This window comes from Pseudomonas sp. RC10, assembly GCF_038397775.1.
In the GTDB taxonomy this organism is placed as follows: Bacteria; Pseudomonadota; Gammaproteobacteria; order Pseudomonadales; family Pseudomonadaceae; genus Aquipseudomonas; species Aquipseudomonas bambusae.
The window spans coordinates 4977751-4992574 of sequence record NZ_CP151650.1 but is presented as its reverse complement, the minus strand read 5'-3'; the positions used below and the strand labels follow the sequence as shown (position 1 = coordinate 4992574).

The 14824-nt window shown below is 58.0% G+C and carries 20 protein-coding genes; 19 read left to right on the top strand and 1 reads right to left on the bottom strand.

The annotated features are described in order from the left end of the window. Positions 1 to 57: 57 nt before the first annotated feature. The 16 genes from AAEO81_RS22715 (at position 58) to AAEO81_RS22640 (ending at position 12274) form a co-directional block, all read left to right on the top strand. Positions 58 to 372, top strand: a complete 315-nt coding sequence (locus AAEO81_RS22715) for a hypothetical protein (RefSeq protein WP_341959207.1) — start codon at positions 58 to 60, stop codon at positions 370 to 372. Continuing rightward, positions 369 to 1193, top strand: coding sequence for a terminase small subunit (locus AAEO81_RS22710; RefSeq protein ID WP_341959205.1), 825 nt, complete (start codon positions 369 to 371; stop codon positions 1191 to 1193). Before AAEO81_RS22715 ends, AAEO81_RS22710 begins: the two co-directional genes overlap by 4 nt. Continuing rightward, positions 1190 to 2515, top strand: coding sequence for a terminase family protein (locus AAEO81_RS22705; RefSeq protein ID WP_341959203.1), 1326 nt, complete (start codon positions 1190 to 1192; stop codon positions 2513 to 2515). Before AAEO81_RS22710 ends, AAEO81_RS22705 begins: the two co-directional genes overlap by 4 nt. Then, positions 2515 to 4296 carry a phage portal protein gene (locus AAEO81_RS22700; protein WP_341959201.1) on the top strand — a complete coding sequence of 594 codons (1782 nt, stop codon included), beginning with the start codon at positions 2515 to 2517 and terminating at the stop codon, positions 4294 to 4296. The genes AAEO81_RS22705 and AAEO81_RS22700 overlap by 1 nt, the downstream gene beginning before the upstream one ends. Further along, a complete protein-coding gene (locus tag AAEO81_RS22695) occupies positions 4293 to 5417 on the top strand; it encodes a DUF2213 domain-containing protein (protein ID WP_341959199.1) in 1125 nt (374 codons plus the stop codon). Before AAEO81_RS22700 ends, AAEO81_RS22695 begins: the two co-directional genes overlap by 4 nt. A gap of 9 nt (positions 5418 to 5426) precedes the next feature. Further along, entirely contained in the window at positions 5427 to 5906 is a 480-nt protein-coding gene (locus AAEO81_RS22690) for a hypothetical protein (protein ID WP_341959195.1), read from the top strand. 1 nt (position 5907) lies between these two features. Further along, positions 5908 to 6867 carry a DUF2184 domain-containing protein gene (locus AAEO81_RS22685; RefSeq protein ID WP_341959193.1) on the top strand — a complete coding sequence of 320 codons (960 nt, stop codon included), beginning with the start codon at positions 5908 to 5910 and terminating at the stop codon, positions 6865 to 6867. A gap of 11 nt (positions 6868 to 6878) precedes the next feature. After that, entirely contained in the window at positions 6879 to 7292 is a 414-nt protein-coding gene (locus AAEO81_RS22680) for a hypothetical protein (RefSeq protein ID WP_341959191.1), read from the top strand. Between the two features lie 54 nt (positions 7293 to 7346). Further along, on the top strand, positions 7347 to 7871 hold the full coding sequence (locus AAEO81_RS22675; protein WP_341959189.1) for a DnaT-like ssDNA-binding protein: 525 nt from the start codon (positions 7347 to 7349) through the stop codon (positions 7869 to 7871). After that, complete coding sequence (locus tag AAEO81_RS22670; protein WP_341959187.1) at positions 7868 to 8869, top strand: hypothetical protein; 1002 nt, start codon at positions 7868 to 7870, stop codon at positions 8867 to 8869. Before AAEO81_RS22675 ends, AAEO81_RS22670 begins: the two co-directional genes overlap by 4 nt. After that, positions 8866 to 9219 carry a hypothetical protein gene (locus AAEO81_RS22665; protein ID WP_341959186.1) on the top strand — a complete coding sequence of 118 codons (354 nt, stop codon included), beginning with the start codon at positions 8866 to 8868 and terminating at the stop codon, positions 9217 to 9219. Before AAEO81_RS22670 ends, AAEO81_RS22665 begins: the two co-directional genes overlap by 4 nt. After that, entirely contained in the window at positions 9216 to 9632 is a 417-nt protein-coding gene (locus AAEO81_RS22660; RefSeq protein WP_341959184.1) for an HK97 gp10 family phage protein, read from the top strand. The genes AAEO81_RS22665 and AAEO81_RS22660 overlap by 4 nt, the downstream gene beginning before the upstream one ends. Then, entirely contained in the window at positions 9629 to 10048 is a 420-nt protein-coding gene (locus AAEO81_RS22655; RefSeq protein ID WP_341959182.1) for a hypothetical protein, read from the top strand. Before AAEO81_RS22660 ends, AAEO81_RS22655 begins: the two co-directional genes overlap by 4 nt. Positions 10049 to 10115: 67 nt before the next feature. Beyond that, complete coding sequence (locus AAEO81_RS22650) at positions 10116 to 11276, top strand: phage tail tube protein (protein WP_341959181.1); 1161 nt, start codon at positions 10116 to 10118, stop codon at positions 11274 to 11276. A gap of 79 nt (positions 11277 to 11355) precedes the next feature. Beyond that, positions 11356 to 11841, top strand: coding sequence for a hypothetical protein (locus AAEO81_RS22645; protein ID WP_341959179.1), 486 nt, complete (start codon positions 11356 to 11358; stop codon positions 11839 to 11841). Positions 11842 to 12088: 247 nt separating this feature from the next. Beyond that, on the top strand, positions 12089 to 12274 hold the full coding sequence (locus AAEO81_RS22640; RefSeq protein WP_341959177.1) for a hypothetical protein: 186 nt from the start codon (positions 12089 to 12091) through the stop codon (positions 12272 to 12274). On the opposite strand, the gene AAEO81_RS22635 is transcribed toward AAEO81_RS22640, so the two are convergent. Continuing rightward, positions 12263 to 12496, bottom strand: a complete 234-nt coding sequence (locus AAEO81_RS22635; RefSeq protein ID WP_341959175.1) for a hypothetical protein — start codon at positions 12494 to 12496, stop codon at positions 12263 to 12265. The genes AAEO81_RS22640 and AAEO81_RS22635 overlap by 12 nt on opposite strands. A gap of 726 nt (positions 12497 to 13222) precedes the next feature. Between AAEO81_RS22635 and AAEO81_RS22630 the strand changes: the two genes are divergently transcribed. Genes AAEO81_RS22630 through AAEO81_RS22620 form a run of 3 tightly spaced genes read left to right on the top strand, consistent with a single transcriptional unit; the run spans position 13223 to position 14816 of the window. Continuing rightward, positions 13223 to 13585, top strand: a complete 363-nt coding sequence (locus tag AAEO81_RS22630; protein ID WP_341959174.1) for a DUF2513 domain-containing protein — start codon at positions 13223 to 13225, stop codon at positions 13583 to 13585. Between the two features lie 57 nt (positions 13586 to 13642). Beyond that, complete coding sequence (locus tag AAEO81_RS22625; protein WP_341959173.1) at positions 13643 to 14440, top strand: hypothetical protein; 798 nt, start codon at positions 13643 to 13645, stop codon at positions 14438 to 14440. After that, a complete protein-coding gene (locus AAEO81_RS22620) occupies positions 14427 to 14816 on the top strand; it encodes a hypothetical protein (RefSeq protein ID WP_341959171.1) in 390 nt (129 codons plus the stop codon). The genes AAEO81_RS22625 and AAEO81_RS22620 overlap by 14 nt, the downstream gene beginning before the upstream one ends. Positions 14817 to 14824: the final 8 nt, after the last annotated feature.

The following is a 14824-nucleotide window of genomic DNA, read 5'->3' as shown; positions in this document are numbered from 1 at the left end:
CTGCACTAAATACCTTTGTCAGCCAATTCCGGCCGACTTTAAAAAGGTAAGTACCCAATGCAAACAGCTATTCAAATCATCCGTTTCAACACTGCAACAAACCAGACTGAGATTCAGCTCAATCGCCACATCGACTCCCCAATAACCTCAGTTGAATACGTGCGAGATGGCACGTATGTAAATCGTAAGGTTGAGCAGGCAGATACCGCTGCCGAGGCATTTTCGCTGGGTCTCGCCGAGATAAAAGGGAAGATCTCTGAACCTCTCGTTTCTGTGGACATTCAGCACTCTAACGACATTCTTGATCCTGCTGAGGTCAAGTCCTTGATCATTGAATCGGGGTTCGTTGTACCGATCTTTCGCTTGTATTGACCGATAGCCCGCACGAGGAAGTTTTTGGCTTCCTCCTCGTGCGGGCCTTTACGTTCCAAGGACTTCATATGGCGCTGACAGCAAAACAGCAGCGCTTCGTTTTCGAGTACCTGATTGATCTGAACGCCACGCAGGCGGCGATCCGGGCCGGGTTCAGCCCAAAGCGCGCACGTGAATATGCCTACCAGCTCATGCAGCGACCGGACGTTTCAGAGGCCATCCAGCAAGCGATGGCCGAGCGCGCCGAGAAAACCCGAATCACCCAAGAGCAAGTTTTGTCGCGCTACTGGATGATCGCCACCGCCGACCCAAACGAGCTGTCCCTTCATCGCCGCGTGTGCTGCCGTCATTGCTTCGGCGATGGCCATGCGTACCAGTGGACGGACGAGGGCGAGTTCGAACAGGCCGTGTTTCAAGCGGGGAAGACCAAGGGCGCAACGTTGCCGACCGACGAGGGCGGTTACGGCTACGACAAGACCGAGCGTCCGCATCCGAAGTGCCCTAAGTGCAAAGGCGAGGGCCACGGCGACGTGCTGTGGGGCGATACCCGTGACGCCAGCCCGGGTGCCAAGGCGCTGTTCGCGCGTGTGAAGAAGACCAAGGAAGGGTTCGAGATCGTCACGCACGACCAATTGGCTGCGCTGAACATGGTCGCGCGACACCTCGGGATGTTTGTAGACAAAGGCCAGGACGCGTTGGACGAAGAAATCCGGCGTTTGGAGATCGAGAAGCGGAAGGCTGAGTTGAAGAACCTGCAGGGCGGCGGCGGAAACTCCAACGCTCAACTGCTCGCAGACCTGATTTCGAGGCTCCCGTCATGATCGCGGAAACCGGCAATCTGATCCTTGATCGCCAGTTGGCCCGCTGGTATCCACTGAAAGACCATCCTGTCCAGCTCGCCCTGGTCGAAGCGGTACGAAACGGCATTCGCTTTCCTCTGGTGCCTGCCGGGCGCCGAAGCGGCAAGACTGAGCGGTTCAAGCGGTTCTTGGTGAAACAGGCCTTCGCCTACCCCGGAATGTACTTCGCTGCGGCGCCCACCCACGCCCAGGCCAAAAAGATCTTCTGGGACGACCTGAAACTCTTCACGCTGTGTTGCATGCACAGTCACCGGCCTTCCGAGTCGGACCTGATCATTTACCTCGACAACGGCAGCGAAATCCACGTTATCGGGTTGGACAAGCCGCAGCGGATCGAGGGTATACCGTGGACTGGCGGGGGCATCGACGAGTTCGCTGACATCAAGCCTGACGCGTGGGAAGCGAATATCTTGCCCGCGCTTAACACGGTCAACCCAACGCGGCCGGATTACCGCGCATGGTGTTGGCTGCTGGGCGTGCCTGATGGCCTGAACCATTATTACGACCTCTGCACGCAGGCCGAGTCCGGCGCCGACCCCGAGTTCGAGGTCTTTCACTGGAAGTCTGCTGAGATCCTGCCGCCTGACGTCATCAGCTCGATGAAGCGCGTGATGTCGCCAAAACAGTTCAAGCAGGAGTTCGAAGCCTCGTTTGAGACGGCATCTGGCCGGATCTACGAGGACTACAGCAAGGCGAACCACACCACGGCGCGCATTGAGCCGCACGAACAGCTCCTTTGGATGCACGACCAGAACTTCACGCCGCTGTCTTCGGCCATCGGCGTTCGGCGCAACAACGGTCAGGATCTGTACCTACTGGACGAGATCGTGCTCACCAGCGCAATTTCCCGGCAGTCGGCGGTCGAATTCGTCGAACGGTACAAGGATCACAAGAACAAGCATGTGCTGATCTACGGTGACCCAGCGGGCAAAGCAGGGGAGAAGCACGGTCACGCCTCGGACTACACCGACATCGAGGGCGTCCTGAAGGCGCACCACTGGCGGTACACGCGCCTGGTGAAACCTGCTCACCCGCCCATCAAAGACCGTCAGAACGCGGTGCGAGCCAAGATCCTGACCGCTTCTGGGGATTCCAGCCTGTTCGTCAACCCGGTCACCGCCAAATGGTGCGACAAAGGCCTGAGTACGGTTCAGCTGCAAGGCGGTTCGACGTTCCAGGAAGACCAGAAAAACCAGTATCAGCACATCACAACCGCAATCGGCTACTGCGTCGACTACGAATGGCCAGCGAAAGGCCGGTTCTCTTATGAAGGTGTCTCCTAATGGGCTTTATCACGAACTTGAGTGACAAGCTCGTCAACCTGGTTTCATCGATGGGCACGGACCGCGATAAGGCATCCGGCTCGGTTTATGAGCAGACCGTTCTGACGGATCAAGAGCTGATCAATGCCTACCGTGGGGCTTGGCTCCCTCGGAAGATCGTCGATATCCCAGCTCTGGATGCAACGCGACGCTGGCGGGGGTGGCAGGCCGATAAGGATCAAATCGAGAAGATCGAAGCCGAGGAAAAGCGGCTCGACGTCCGGCGTAAGATCAAAACGGCGATGACCAGGGCTCGGCTGCTGGGTGGCGCGGCGATCCTGATTGGTACCGGCGAGCGTGATACATCCCAGCCTCTGAAAGCCGACCGCCTGGGACTGTCCGGAATCAAATATCTGACCGTGCTCAGCCGCCGACAGTTGGTGGCGACCGAAATCGATCAGGACGTGCTATCTGACCTGTTCGGGAAGCCCAAAGGCTACCGGCTCACTGGCAGCGGCTTCGACATCCACCCATCGCGACTGGTGATCTTCACCGGAGCTGAACATCCGGATCCATCTCAGGCTATGGATGCCAGCGCCGGATGGGGCGACTCGGTGCTTCAAGCGCTGTTCGAAGCGATCAAACAGTCAGATGGGACGATGGCCAACGCAGCCAGCCTGGTGTTCGAGGCGAAGGTCGACGTGATCAAGATCCCGGACTTTATGCGCCAGCTAGAGGATCCGGCCTTTGCCAAGCAGGTGTTGCAGCGGATCCGGCTGGCCAATACCGCGAAAGGCATCAACGGCGCGATCCTACTGGACGCCCAAGAGGACTACGACAGCAAGCAAGTCAACTTCGGCGGGCTGCCGGACATTATGGATCGCTTTCTACAGCAGGTCTCCGGAGCTGCTGACATCCCGGCTACACGCTTGCTCAGCCAGTCGCCGTCGGGTCTGAACTCGACGGGTGAGTCCGACCTACGCAACTACTACGACCGGATTCAGGCGATGCAAGAGCTGGACGTGGGACCGGCCATGTCGGTCCTCGACGAGTGTCTGATTCGCTCTGCACTTGGCCTGCGGCCTGACGAGATCCACTACGTCTGGCATTCGCTCTGGCAGCCGACCGCAACTGACCGGGCCACAATCGGCAAAACCACGGCTGACACCCTGAAAGTGCTGGGCGACACCAAGCTTTGGCCGCCAGAGGTTCTGAGCCAGGTAGGCACCACCATGCTGGTTGAGCAAGGTGTAATGCCAGGTCTTGAGGCCGCGATTGATCAGTACGGCAAGATCGAATTCGAGGAAGACGGTGGGCAAGGCAACGACGATCTGCCGCCACAGAAGACCATCACCGACGCCGCTCCGCGAACGCTGTACGTTTCCCGCAAGGTCACGAATGGTGCGGACATCATCGCGTGGGCGAAGTCGCAGGGCTTTGCGAACCCGGTTCCAGCCGAAGACCTGCACGTCACCATCGCTTACAGCACCCAGCTCGTTGATTGGATGAAGGTCGGCGAGTCCTGGTCAGGCGATAGCAAAGGATTGCTGAAAATAGCCCCCGGCGGCGCGCGCCTGATCGATAAGTTCGGCGAAGGCGCCATCGTTCTGCTGTTCAACAGTTCGGAACTGGCTTGGCGGCACGTGTCGATCGTCGAGGCTGGGGCCTCATGGGACTGGCCGGAATACCAACCTCACATCACCTTCACCTATGACCCCGGCGCCGTCGATATCGGCAAGGTCGAGCCCTACCGTGGCGCGATTGAGCTGGGGCCGGAGATTTTCGAAGAGGTCAAATCATGATCTTCACCGATGCCGTGACGGTATCGGGTGTCCGTCGCACAGACGACGGTTACCTGGTGGCAGAAGCGCGCGTTGCCCGCACGGGCATTCAGGACTATCTCGGCACTGAGATCGACCCAGATAACGAGCATGGCCTGCGCGACAAGCCGATTGTCCGCGTCTACCGGCCGGAGAGTGCTGTGTTTCACGCGGATGCAATGCGCTCCTACGCCTACCGACCCATGACGAACGGCCATCCTGGCGGCGACGGCGTCACGGCCAAGAACTGGAAAGACGTCGCCATCGGCAACACCGGCGGCGAGGTCATTCGTGACGGCCAATTTGTGAAAGTCCCGCTCGTTCTGATGGATGCCAAGGCGATCGAGGACTACGAGTCTGGAAAGCGTGAGCTGTCCATGGGCTACGGCGCCGAAGTGGTGTTTGAGGACGGCGAGTCACCCGAGGGCGAGAAATACGACTGCTATCTCGGCCCCATGAAAATGAACCATCTCAGCCTTGAGCACCGCGCCCGTGGAGGCGATCAGCTGCGCATTGGCGACAACAAGCAACCCACACCAACAGGAGGCCATGACATGGCTGATGCACTTCGAAAACTCCTTGTCGACGGCCTCACCATCGAGGTTACGGAACAAGGCGCCCAGGCGATCGAGAAGCTGACTAAGCAGCTATCGGATGCGGGCATCAACATCAAAACGCTGACCGACGCCCATGCTGCGGCGCTGGCAGCGAAAGATGCCGAGATCGTGAAGATCACCGCGGCTCTGGACGACGCCAAGGCCAAGATGCTGACCGACGCCCAAGTCGATGCGCTGGTAAAGGTCCGCACCGATCTGGTCACCGTTGCCAAGTCGCTGCACGACGCCGACTACACCGGCAAATCCGCTGAGGAAATCCGCAAAGCCGTGGTGCACGCCAAGTTCGGCGATGCCGCTGTGGCCAGTCAGCCGGAGGCCTACATCAAGGCTCGCTTCGACATTCTGGTCGAGGACGCGGCGAATAAGGGCAATGACCCGATTCGTAACCACTTCCAGGCGGAAGACCGGCATAACACGGGCAATCCTGTCGCTGATGCTCGCGCCAAGATGCTGGCCGACTTCAACTCCACTCAGCCAGCCAAATAAGGAGGCCTCATGGGCACTTATCAAACCTCTTATCCGGATCGTCCTGCCAAGGGGCTGCACGGGGCGTCGGCAAACGAAGAGCTGAAGAACGATATCAGCCGCACCATTGAAAACGCCGCCGGTGTGCGCTTCGGCGAGCCTGTGCAGCGCGGCGCCGGCGATCATGGTGTCGTGCCGTTTGCTGCAGGCGGCAAGTTCGTGGGCATCGCGAAGTTGAACCCGGCAGTACCTGCCCGAGCCGCCGGTTCGAACCTGGTCGATGGCTACCCGCAGAACTCCACCGGGGCTATCCGTGAGCGCGGCCAAATGTACGTCCAGGTGAGCACGGCCGTAGCCGATGGCGACCAGGTGTATTTCGTCAGCTCGTCCAACACCTACACCAACGCCGCCGGGACCGGCATCGTTGGCCCACTCCCGAACGTGCTTTTCGACACCACCGGTGCCGCGGGCGACATCGTGGAAATCTCCATCAAAAACCGGAGCGCATAACATGCGACAAGCTTTTGAAGACGCTCAAGCGGCGTTGCCTTTCGTTGTGGCCCAAGGTCGCAACATCGAAACAGCAATTTATGAAGCTCGCTACCCTGAGTACAGCTATCGCGATCTGATGCCCGTCGTTACCGAAGGCAACCAGTGGGCAATTGGTACGCAGTTCTACAGCCAACAACTGGCGGGCGAGGCGAAGTTCATTTCTGGCGCCGCCAACGACATGCCGTACAACCAAGTGAGCTTCGGTGACGGCTCGCACGACTACGCCATGATCGGATCGGGCTGGGAATGGGATCTGGAAGAGGTCAATCAGGCCGCTCTGTACGGTCGCAACCTCAACGACCTGAAAGCACTGTCTGCCAGCCGCTCCACAGAGCGCCTGCTGTACGACATCGCCGTCACTGGCAGCACAGAAAAGGGCTGGCGCGGGTTCGTCAACCAAAGCAACGTGCAAACCATCACTGCCGCACCTGTCGGCACTGGAAACTCGACGCTGTTTGTCAACAAGACCCCGCTACAGATCCTCGCGGACCTGAACAACCTGTTGAAGCTGGTTCCCCAGGCTTCCAACAACGTCGAGCTGGCCGACACCATCGCGCTGCCGCTGGAAGTCATGGACTACATCTCGACAGTGTTCGTCGGCACCGAAGCGAACAGCCCGACCATTTTGGAGCGCTTCATCAGCTCCAACGTGTACACAGCACGCACAGGTCGGCCGCTGACCATCCTGACTGCCGCCGCGTCGTCGGAAGCAGGCGCTGACGGCGGCGGGCGTATCACTGCGTACCGCAAGGCTGTGGACGTGATCCGCTTCCATCTGCCAATGCCGCGTCTGGTGTTGCCGGTTCATCAGAAGAGCATCATGGGCTTCGAGACCGGCATCATCGCGCGCACCGGTGGCGTCGAAGTACGCCTGCCAGGTGCGATGGCCTACATGGACGGTGTGTCCGAGCCTGCATAAAGGGGAAAGCCATGAAAGTGAAAGTGACGAACAATGGCCAGTGCCCACGCGGCGTATGGTCCATGGGGACGATCAAACTGGTTGCGGTCGGTGCTTTTCGCGAAGTGCCAATGAGTGATGTTGAGCTAGAGCACAACCGCTCGATCGAGGCGTTGCAGATTGACGAACTGGCATCGGCCCCGACCGATGAAAAGCAGGATCTGCTCACCAAGCTCAAGGCGCTGGGCATTGATGCGGGTGCCAACAGCCGTGTCGATACTCTTCAGAAAAAATTGGATGAAGCGTTGGCGGCGAAAGCTGCTGCTGATACCGAAGCCGAGCAGAAAAGCGCTGTTGTCGCTGAGCTGAAAGGCCTGAACGTCGAGTTCGACGAATCCGCGCCGGTCGCGGACCTGCAAGCCAAGTTGGCTGCTGCAAAAGCGTAACAACCCCTCGCAACACCCGGAGCGTTCGCCGCTCCACCTATTCGAGATATCCCGATGCCCGATTTTTACGGTTCAGTCGATGCCGCTGACGCCTATCACTCTGCGCGCGCGAACGCTGCGTGGGCTGGTGAACCGGCCGCGAAGCAGGCAGCCCTGATTCGGGCGTCGGCTTACATTGACGGGAAATACCAGGCGCAAAATAGCAACGGGCGGTGGGAGTCGCTTTTTTCCGGCACGAAAGCCGGTGGCCGCTCTCAGTCGCTGCAATGGCCACGCAACGACGCCACGGACAACGAAGGGCATTCGATTCCGTCCGACGAGGTGCCAATCGAGATTGAGCAGGCCACCTATGAGGCTGCTTTGCGCGAAATCGTCACGCCGGGAAGCCTGAGTCCCGATTACGTGGCCACAACCGCGATCAAGCGGCAGAAGCTGGACGTTCTGGAAATCGAGTATCAGGCGCCCGCAGCTGCCCCCGGTATTGTGCCTACCCGCCCGGTCATCACCGTAGTGGATGAGCTCGTCGCCCCGTTGCTGGGCAGTAAGCGGTACTGCGGTATCGCGGTGTTCGTTGTATGAACGCCACGGAGGTCATCCAGGCAATCGACGGCATGACGCCAGCCGCACAGCAGGCCTATCTGTCGCAGATATCGGACAGCATCAGTGCCGCTACGCTGGCGGAGGTGCAGCGGGCCATTGAGCAGCACGACGACAACAAGGTCATGGCACTGCTGCCGGTGGGTTTATTTGCCGGGTTTGTTGAGTTGCTTCGATCCGCGTTCGTCAGAGGCGGCTCCACCGAGCTGCGCGACGTTCGTGTTGTCGGGCTGCTCATCGGGCGTGAGTTCGACGCTTATGACACTGATGCCGCGAATTTCCTGCGAGATCAGCGTACCGGATTCCTGGCCACGGCCGCTGCCGACCGTGCCAGCGCGATCAGAGCCATTCTTGAGGCTGGACGCACGCGAGGGCAGTCGGCGAGCACGACTGCGATGGACCTGATCGGCCGTGTCAACAAGCAAACTGGGCGCCGTTCTGGTGGAGTGCTGGGCCTAAGTGCCCCTTTCACACAGGCGGTCATTGCCGCCCGTGCCGAGCTGAGCAGCAATGATCCGGCGCAGCTCAGGAAATACCTGAAGCGCGGACGTCGCGACCCGATCTTCGACAAGGCCGTGCGGACCGCGCTTGAATTCGGGAAGAGGCTCACAGCCGACTCGATCAACACGATTGTTGATCGCTATAGCGAACGGCTGCTGGACACTCAGGCACTGAACGCCGCGACGACCTTTTTGGCTCAGTCGATCGCAGAAGGGCGCGATCAGGCCTGGCGTCAGGCCAATGACCGCGCAGACAATCGGCTCCTGGTTACGAAGACGTGGAATTCGAAGGGTGATGCCCATGTGCGCAGCACGCACGTCGCGCTGAACAAACAAAAGGTCCAGCAGGATCAGCCTTTCGTGTCACCCAGCGGTGCACGGCTGATGTACCCGGGCGACACCTCGCTCGGCGCGCCCCGGGACGAAATTGTGAATTGCCGATGCGCCGCGGAATACAGCGCGACGAGGATTGACCGATGACTTTCAAATCCACAATGTGGCCTGCGTTTGGCGCCGCTCTCGATGGAGCATTCGCCGAGGCGGTGACCCAGCTCGTCTGCACGTACGAAAAGGCGACCGCTTGGGACCCTGTCACGGAAGCCGGCGCCGTCGAGGTGGTGACATACAGCGGTCGTGGCGTGATGACGCAGTTCGAGACCAGTAGAATCGATGGCCTGAACATCCAGGCGACTGACACGAAACTCATCGTGCTGGCCGACGAGATCGAGGAAATGCCGGCGGCTGGGCACACCATCAACGGATTCTCGGTCAAAAACGTCCGACCAGACCCGGCCGGTGTGCATTACGAGATTCAACTGAGGGCTGTGTGATGGGCTGGTCGATATCCCCCACGTTGTTCGCCGACCAAGTTGAAAATGGTCTGGTAACGAAGCAAAAGCAGATCGTCGTGGACCTGGTCGACGAGATCACGTCACATGCTCCGATCGACAGCGGGCAGTACATGGCCAACAACATCGTGTCTGTTGGCTCGCCGAACTACTCGATCAGCTCCAACCACGACATCCTCGGGACTGCCACCCGTGGAGCCGCCGCTGCCGCACTGTTCGATCTGAAGCCGTTCGCCCGGGTGTTCGTTCAGAACAACGTGCCTTACGGCGAGATCATCGAGTTCGGCGGCTACAACGGGCCGTCCTTGAAGGTCACGGACGCTGGCTACAGCCGGATGGCACCCAAGGGTGTTTACGGGCTTTCGTTCATCGCAGTCGCGGAGGCGAACAAATGACGGTGGCCTTCGAAACAGTCCGCCTCACCCTGACAGGCCGAATGGCAGCGTTCACGGGCATTGAGCAGTCTCGGGTCGAGTACGCCAATGCCAAAGTCCCAAGCTCGCCTACGGGGCTGTTCGTTCGGCCCACCACGGGCCTCTGGTGTGCGTTCGAGATCCTGTACGCCACTGCGTTCCTCGCTGGCATGGCTGACAAACCGCAGTATCGACGACCTGGTCAGATCGTTATCCAGTGCTTCTGCCTGAAAAGGGAAGGGCTGTCCGCTATCAATAAGCTGGCTGATGCGCTCTCTGACCATTTCCAAGCGTGGCAGTCTGGCGAAATCGAATGCATGGAAGCCAGTCAGGTCGTGGTGGGCGATTACGAGTCGTTCTACCAAATCAACGTGAACGTCCGGTTCCGCGCCGGCTGAACCTGCACCACCCGAACCCACCCGCCATGTGCGGGTTTTTTTATGCCCGCAGAAAGGAGACATACCCATGTCGTCTGGCGCAAAAGCTACGAGTTATTTGATTTCTGAGGTCACGCCAGGCGTGACACCAACCACTGGCAACTGGAAGACGTTGCGCCTCACTGGCAACACGCTGTCGCCGAAAGTGAATACCCAGGCGAGTGACGAAATCACCGATTCCCGCGTAAGCCAGGGGTCGGTGGCCACCAGTGTCGATATCCAAGGGGATCTGGCAGCCGAGCTGTCGTACGGATCGTTTGATGAACTGATCGAAGCGGCGTTCTACGGCACCTGGACAGGTGACGTGCTTACGGTTGGCGATACCCGTCACACATTCACCGTTGCGAAGAACTACAACGACGTCAGCGTGTACGCCCTGTTCAAAGGGATGCATGTCTCGAAGTTCGCGCTGAACATCCCGTCTGACGGCAAGATCACGGCAACCTTCAGCCTCATGGGGCTGGACTACGCCGATGGCGAAACCAGCTCGGTTTCGAACATCCTCGCACCGACGTCCACGCCGTTTATGTCGAACATCAACCTGGGCACCATCCTGGTGAATGGGGTGTCACTGGAAGGCTCGGCCTGCGTCTCGGCGCTGACTCTCAGTCTGGACAACAGCTTGCAAACCCAACGTTGCTTGGGCGCGGACAGGCTTGGGCCCGGCGCTCACATCGCTACAGAGGCAGTCATCAACGGCAATATCACCATGGCGTGGTCGAAAAGCGCTTGGCAGCTTTGGAAAAATCAGTTCACGCGCGCGCCGATCTCGGTCGAGTTCCCGATCACTGACAGCCTCGGAAACAAGTACACGCTCAAATTCCCGGCGCTTGAGATCGACGGTGACCTCCCGAACGGCGGTAAGCGCGAACTGATCGAGGTAACGCTCAACTACACCGTATCGAAGGTCGCTCCGACCATTACGCGCCTGCCTGCTCCGTCTGTGAGCAGTGTGGCTGTGGCTCCTACGACTGCGAATGTCGCCGTGGGCGCTACCCGACAACTGACTCCAACCGTACTGCCTTCCGGCTCGCCGCAAGGCGTCACGTGGAGCAGTGCTACGCCGAGTGTTGCCACGGTCAGTAGCACCGGAGTGGTGACAGGGGTATCGGCTGGCACGGCGGTAATTACCGCTACCAGCACTTCAGACGGCAGCAAATCCAGTTCGTCGACCATCACCGTTTCGTAATCGCTCTTCCTTTTGACTGCCCCGGCACATGACGCCGGCCGGGGCGGTCTTTTTTTGGCGTGGCGTCGAGGTTTTACAAATGGCTCTGCAACTGAAAAAGCAATCAGCGCCTGTAGGCACCACCAAGTGGTTCGACTACGACGAAGACACGAAAGTCGAAGTAGCGGGCATCGATAACCCGGATTACCAGATCGGACTGGAACGCATGCGTCGGCGCTTGCGGAAGAACGACGAGCGATTCAATGAAGGCACAGTCGGTGTGGTCGATGGTGAGAAAACCGAGCACCAGAACCACTGTCTGCTGCTGGCGCACTTCATCGTCAAAGGCTGGGAAGGCGCGCAAGACGAGTCCGGCAACCCAATCAAGTACACCCCAACCATCGGCGCTCAGATGCTGGAAGGTGATGTTGATTTCTTCATTTTCACTTTGCGATCGGCTGCCGAATTCACTGCTGAAAGTAAGGAAGACCTCGAAGAGACGGTGGGAAAGTCATCGACCGATACCACTGGGAAAAGGAATGGGCGGGCCAAACCGAAAAACGACGGCTCATCTATGACCGCCTGAACATCCGGGTTCCAGAAGAGCCCGAGCGCGATCCGATCACGGCATACCTGCTGAATACCTTTCGCAACGTGTGCCGTGGCCGTCGCATCCTGGTCTCACTTACCGGTGCACAGCCGCTGCGCCTCTCCGCGCGGGAGATCAGCGACTGGCTGGAAGCGCACCCGTCGCCGATGCCCAGGCATGAGGTGGACGAGGTGATGTTTGCGTTGGATGAGATTGTGATGTCTGAACATGCAGAGGATTCGGTATGAACGAGAAAGACTACCAGGCTCATGTAGCTAAAAGCCTTGCGTCAATTGCGGAGTCATTGAAGGAGATCGCCGAGGAAACGAGGACAACCGCAGCTATTTTCAAAAAGTGGGATGAGAAAGGCCTGCCGCCATGCTTTATGGACATGACGGAAGCCTGGAAGCAGCGGTGGTCACTCTCCTGATTTGGCTCTCACGGCCCTGGCCACATCTTTAAGCTGAGAAATGGTTCGGTCCAGGCAGTTGTAGTAACTGTTCTCTATTTGCCATTTGAGAAGAGCATCGTTGGATTCATCATGACGAAGCCCCAGGCGTCTTTGCTCATCTTTTGGATTGCTCAAAGCCTCTGTACGCGACAGGATGCGCTCAGCAAGTAGCAGCTCTTCAGCGGTAAAATTTTCTGACATGTGAACTCCATTTTCATAGCGCCCCGTCCATGGGTCTCAGTCACTGGGCGGGGCCAGTTGTTGGAGTCAGAACGCTACTACGGCCGCCGCTTTGACCGCCACTGAGCTTTTTCACAGGCTGTATGGGCGCACAGCTTGGCGGAATTGGATCCGGTCGATATGATCTGGCCGAATAGTGGCGTTTCGCTTTGGGGCAAAATCATGAGCTTCTGGGATGTCTTTGATTCAATCGGTCGGGGGATAGACTCAGGGTTTCGCGCATTTACATCTGCCGGAGATACCGTGGTCAAGCATGTCGGAGATGCCGCCCAAGCAGTTGAAGATACTGTGAAAGAAAATCCAGTTGCCTCGGTTGCTGTCGCTGCTGTGGTTACCGGAGGCGCAGCGTTCGCTTTTGCACCTGCCATCGCTACCACTATGGGAGGCGCTGGTTTGCTCGGGGCCGCAAGCACCGGAACGCCGATAGTAACGCTGTCTGGGGCTGCGGCGACGAACGCATCTCTAGCCGCCCTAGGGGGCGGAGCCCTCACTGCAGGAGGTGGTGGAATGGCCGCAGGGACTATGGTGGTTGCGAGCGCGGGCGCGGCGACCGGGGGATTGGCAGGGGGCGCCGCTGCGCTTGCTGCTAAGCCATCGGCTTGATACCTCGAATCAAATCAATCGAGAATTTCCCAGCGTAAACCCTGCTTCGGTGGGGTTTTTGCTTTTTAGATCACGAGAGGTCTTATGAAACGTGACTGGGAGTTGGTCAGGAAGATTCTGATCGCCGTCGAAGATATTCAGGGCCACGACCAGCAGGTGTCGGGAGAGGACATTCCCGGCCACGATCCAGCACTGGTCTCCTATCACATCCATTTGCTGAAAGAGGCGGGACTTCTGGAAGCAACATGTTTCACCTACCAGAGTGACCCCCGAGCCTGTTTTGCGTACGAACTGACTTGGGAAGGGCATGAGTTCCTTGATCAGATACGTTCGAAAACGCTGTGGAACAAGACCGTCGGCATGGTTCAGGAAAAGGGGCTGGAACTATCGTTCAGCACTATCAAGGCCGCTGCAGCGGCAGTTGCCAAGACGATGATAGGCTTCTGAGGCGCTTCGTTAGGATGCTGGGTGGTGGTAGATTGCCGGACACCAAAGCATGGATGAATGGATATGCAGGTCGCGCCGAAGCGTAAGGCCGAGCAGATATTTGACGCTCGGAACAGGATAGAAACTGAACTCTACCGATCGTTTTTAGTTGATGAGATGTCAATTGCCAGGTTGCTGAGAGATATCAAATCCGCTCTGAGATTACCCGAGCTGACCATGGGGGAGAGGGCCTCTCTCTATGGCGAGATGGCCCATCTTTATGGGTACAAACGCGACTCGATAAACGCGATTCGTGCGCTCGAATCGGCAGCGAACCTTGATTTTGACGGCGTAGCCCTGGCACTCGATCGCTCAATCACTTTCTACATGTGTGGCGACATCAGTGATGCAGTTCGCGCCTTGGAGACGATTGATATGACTGAGCTGAGCGACGAGCAAATAGCCGGGGTGATGCCTCAGGCGGAAATTGCATGTGCATTTGACAAGTTCGGATCTGCGTACTTTGACCCTCGTAGTAGCCAAAGATCAGAAACCCTGAAGATTTTGGAGGCATATGGCGTCACGGGGGATGATCTGATCGCGAGACTGGACAGTGTGGCCAAGATGATCTCGAAAGAAATCGACCATCCATTGTTGGGGTACGAGTGCTATGCAGACAGTGAGCATGACTGCTTTCTTTATCGCTTCGCTGTCAGAAAAAGCATTCCGGAAATCGTCGATCTGAACCAACGCATCGTGAAACATCGGCTTGAGCATTTTGACGATCCAATTGACATGGCGATAACGATCAATGCGATGCCGTTTACGCCCGAAGTCCGCGATGACCCATCGAGGATTTACCATGTCGGTGTGTAGCTCTGATCTACTGGCTCTTGCTCAGGCTCTTGCAGATGATGAGTTTTCTGAGGCTCATCATCGGTCAGCGGCAAGCAGAGCTTACTATGCCGCATTTTTGGCGGCTGACGAGCTTGATAAAAGCATACTGTTTCCTGATGAGCACACGCAGGGTCGTGGAGGTCCGCACGATCAGGTTATGCGCAGACTGAAAGCCAAAGGTTACGAAACACAGGCGTGCATGCTTCGCGACATGAAAAACATTCGGCACTACGCGGATTACAAAATAAACGGGGAATTTTCTCGTGATCAAGCGCTTGAGACGGTCATGAGCTGCAAAGAACTTACTGCGAATCTCCAAAACATTCGCAGTGTGGTGGCGGTGGTAGGTCCATAGCCGTTTTT

Bases quoted from the DNA above. Each gene is read 5' to 3' on its own strand.
- AAEO81_RS22715 (WP_341959207.1), top strand. From the start codon at position 58: ATGCAAACAGCTATTCAAATCATCCGTTTCAACACTGCAACAAACCAG.
- AAEO81_RS22705 (WP_341959203.1), top strand. From the start codon at position 1,190: ATGATCGCGGAAACCGGCAATCTGATCCTTGATCGCCAGTTGGCCCGC.
- AAEO81_RS22700 (WP_341959201.1), top strand. From the start codon at position 2,515: ATGGGCTTTATCACGAACTTGAGTGACAAGCTCGTCAACCTGGTTTCA.
- AAEO81_RS22695 (WP_341959199.1), top strand. From the start codon at position 4,293: ATGATCTTCACCGATGCCGTGACGGTATCGGGTGTCCGTCGCACAGAC.
- AAEO81_RS22690 (WP_341959195.1), top strand. From the start codon at position 5,427: ATGGGCACTTATCAAACCTCTTATCCGGATCGTCCTGCCAAGGGGCTG.
- AAEO81_RS22685 (WP_341959193.1), top strand. From the start codon at position 5,908: ATGCGACAAGCTTTTGAAGACGCTCAAGCGGCGTTGCCTTTCGTTGTG.
- AAEO81_RS22680 (WP_341959191.1), top strand. From the start codon at position 6,879: ATGAAAGTGAAAGTGACGAACAATGGCCAGTGCCCACGCGGCGTATGG.
- AAEO81_RS22675 (WP_341959189.1), top strand. From the start codon at position 7,347: ATGCCCGATTTTTACGGTTCAGTCGATGCCGCTGACGCCTATCACTCT.
- AAEO81_RS22670 (WP_341959187.1), top strand. From the start codon at position 7,868: ATGAACGCCACGGAGGTCATCCAGGCAATCGACGGCATGACGCCAGCC.
- AAEO81_RS22665 (WP_341959186.1), top strand. From the start codon at position 8,866: ATGACTTTCAAATCCACAATGTGGCCTGCGTTTGGCGCCGCTCTCGAT.
- AAEO81_RS22655 (WP_341959182.1), top strand. From the start codon at position 9,629: ATGACGGTGGCCTTCGAAACAGTCCGCCTCACCCTGACAGGCCGAATG.
- AAEO81_RS22650 (WP_341959181.1), top strand. From the start codon at position 10,116: ATGTCGTCTGGCGCAAAAGCTACGAGTTATTTGATTTCTGAGGTCACG.
- AAEO81_RS22645 (WP_341959179.1), top strand. From the start codon at position 11,356: ATGGCTCTGCAACTGAAAAAGCAATCAGCGCCTGTAGGCACCACCAAG.
- AAEO81_RS22640 (WP_341959177.1), top strand. From the start codon at position 12,089: ATGAACGAGAAAGACTACCAGGCTCATGTAGCTAAAAGCCTTGCGTCA.
- AAEO81_RS22635 (WP_341959175.1), bottom strand. From the start codon at position 12,496: ATGTCAGAAAATTTTACCGCTGAAGAGCTGCTACTTGCTGAGCGCATC.
- AAEO81_RS22630 (WP_341959174.1), top strand. From the start codon at position 13,223: ATGAAACGTGACTGGGAGTTGGTCAGGAAGATTCTGATCGCCGTCGAA.
- AAEO81_RS22625 (WP_341959173.1), top strand. From the start codon at position 13,643: ATGGATATGCAGGTCGCGCCGAAGCGTAAGGCCGAGCAGATATTTGAC.
- AAEO81_RS22620 (WP_341959171.1), top strand. From the start codon at position 14,427: ATGTCGGTGTGTAGCTCTGATCTACTGGCTCTTGCTCAGGCTCTTGCA.